The sequence below is a fragment of the Kineococcus glutinatus genome (assembly GCF_039542765.1).
GTDB lineage: Bacteria > Actinomycetota > Actinomycetes > Actinomycetales > Kineococcaceae > Kineococcus_A > Kineococcus_A glutinatus.
Genome location: NZ_BAABIL010000388.1, coordinates 1 through 2,199, shown reverse-complemented (window position 1 = coordinate 2,199; position 2,199 = coordinate 1). Strand labels below are relative to the sequence as shown.

Here is a 2,199-nt window from a genome sequence, read left to right as displayed (position 1 = left end):
GGCGATCGCCGCGTCGACGGCCCCCGCCGCGACGGCCCCCGCCGCGGCGACGGCCCCCGCGGCGGTGGGGGGCTCCGTCCACGTCCTCGCCAAGCCCCCCGTGCGCAAGCTGGCCCGCGACCTCGGGGTGGACCTGGCCGATGCCGTCGCCAGCGGCCCGGGCGGCACGGTGACCCGCCAGGACGTCCTGGACCTCGTGCCGGGGGCGGCGACGGAGCCGGCCCGCCGCCGCGACGACCGCCCGCGCGAGAAGCACGTCCCGATCCGCGGGGTGCGCAAGGCCACCGCGCAGGCGATGGTGGAGAGCGCCTTCTCGGCCCCCCACGTCACCGTGTTCACCACGGTCGACGTCACCCGCACGATGAAGCTGGTGGCCCGGCTCAAGGAGGACCCGCAGTTCGCGGGCGTGCGGATCTCGCCGCTGCTGTTCGTGGCCAAGGCGCTGCTGGTGGCGGTGGGGCGCAACCCCGACGTCAACGCCACCTGGGACGGCGACGCGCAGGTCATCGTGGTGAAGAACTACGTCAACCTGGGCATCGCGGCCGCCACCCCGCGCGGGCTGCTGGTGCCGAACGTGAAGGACGCCGACCAGATGGGCCTGCGGGAGCTGGCCGAGGCGCTGGCCGAGCTGACCCGCACCGCCCGGGAGGGGCGCACCACCCCGGCGGACATGGCGGACGGCACCATCACCATCACCAACGTCGGGGTGTTCGGCATCGACACCGGCACGCCCATCCTCAACCCCGGGGAGGCCGCGATCCTCGCGCTGGGGCGGATCGCGCAGCAGCCGGCCGTGCACAAGGGCAGGGTCAAGCCGCGCTGGCTGACCACGCTCGGGCTGTCCTTCGACCACCGGATGGTCGACGGGGAGCTGGGCAGCCGGTTCCTGGCGGACATCGCGGCGGTGCTGGAGGACCCGGTCCGCGCCCTCACCTGGGGCTGAGCCGGCCGGGGGCGCAGGGGTGACGCAGCGTTCGCGCGAGCCGTCCTGGCTCACCCGATCGGCGCAATCTTCCGCAGAGCCTTGTCACGCAAAGGAATGACGGCTTCACTTAGAGCAAGCGCTGACCGTCCGGGGGGAACCGAGGCGGCAGGCCTGATCTGGGGGGTTTCACCATGGGGTTCCGTGCTGCCGTCGTGCTCGGGGCGGGTGCCGCACTGCTCGCGCCCGCGCTGCTCGCCGCGCCCGCGTCCGCCGCCGCGCCCGCGGTGGACTTCAACGCCGACGGCATCGCCGACGGCTACGTCCTCGAGAACGGCTGGGACCTCAGCGCCTGGGTCGGCCGCAAGGACGGCAGCCGCGCGCCGATCTCCCTGGGCGAGGACCCCTACGTCGGCGACGACGCGGTCGCCACCGCCACCCGCACCCCGGACGGGCGCACCGTGGTGCTCGTCGTGAGCACCACCTACGCCGGCACCGTCACCTCCGTGCTCACCGACCGCGGGCTCACCCGCCTGACCTCGGAGACCTCCGCCCACCAGGCCGCCTTCTACGGCAGCCTGGAGTCCGCCTCCCGCTGGCAGGACGTCAACGGCGACGGCTGGAAGGACGTCGTCGTCGACGCCTACCCCTGCTTCTACGCCGCCTACAACGGCGACGGCTGCATCCCCGGGCGCTTCGTGTTCCTCCAGCAGTACGACCGGCGTTTCGTCCCCCAGGCCCGCACCGTCGTCACCGACACCCAGCTGAGCGGCTCGGAGCAGCTGAAGGTCCGCGTGCAGCTGCGCGGCGCCGGCTGGTGGTCCGCGCCCACCGGCACGGTGACCTTCACCGCCGACGGCCAGCGCATCGGCGGCACGTACCCGGTGCGCAACGGGGCCGTCGAGGCGACCCTGCCCCGCCCGGCCGCCGGCGACCACACGATCGTGGCGCGCTACTCCGGCGACGCCCGCAACCCCGCGGGCAACAGCACCCCCCAGATGGTCGTCGTCACCGCCCCCACCACCACCCGCCTGCACGGCACCGACGCGCCCACCGCGGTGGGCCAGCCCTGGACCGGCGCGATCGACGTGCTGCCCCCGGCCGGCGGGGACGTGCCCTTCGGCGACGTCCGCCTCGTGCTCGACGGCGTCGACCAGGGCACGGTCGCCCTCGACGAGAACGGCTCGGCGCCCTTCAGCTTCACCGGCCTGTCGGCGGGTCGGCACACCCTGGTCGCCACCTACGAGGGCAACGGCTTCCAGTGGTACGACTCCTCC

The 2,199-nt window shown here is 74.3% G+C and carries 2 protein-coding genes; both read left to right on the top strand.

The window, feature by feature from the left end:
• On the top strand, nucleotides 1-943 hold a 943-nt coding region (locus ABEB16_RS14290; protein WP_345712906.1), incomplete at its 5' end, for a dihydrolipoamide acetyltransferase family protein.
• Between the two features lie 173 nt (nucleotides 944-1,116).
• On the top strand, nucleotides 1,117-2,199 hold a 1,083-nt coding region (locus tag ABEB16_RS14285), incomplete at its 3' end, for an Ig-like domain-containing protein (RefSeq protein ID WP_345712905.1).